Origin of the sequence: Pollutimonas rozaliensis (assembly GCF_048751585.1) — a bacterium.
Taxonomy (GTDB): Bacteria; Pseudomonadota; Gammaproteobacteria; order Burkholderiales; family Burkholderiaceae_B.
On record NZ_JAZHOB010000124.1, the window covers coordinates 1 to 271 of the forward strand.

Annotated in this window: 1 pseudogene; it reads left to right on the plus strand. The window is 60.9% G+C overall.

The window, feature by feature from the left end:
* Positions 1 to 148: 148 nt before the first annotated feature.
* Positions 149 to 271, plus strand: a pseudogene (locus tag V0R37_RS22240) (hypothetical protein); the annotation flags it as partial.

Here is a 271-nt window from a genome sequence, read left to right on the forward strand (position 1 = left end):
CTTTTTAGCACACTCTCCAGATGCAATCTATAAGGCCGCCGGGACGGCGCCAGCCCCCTTGACCAAGGCCACGGCCGACGCCACCCTGACAGCCTCTTAAGGCATGGCCTACCCGGCCCCCACCTCATTCTCGCGGAGAGTTACCCCCATGAGCCTTCGTCTCGGGATCGTCATGGATCCGATTGCCAGCATTTCCTTCAAGAAGGACAGCTCGCTGGCCATGTTGCTGGCCGCTCAAGCACGCGGCTGGTCGCTGTTCTACATGGAGCAG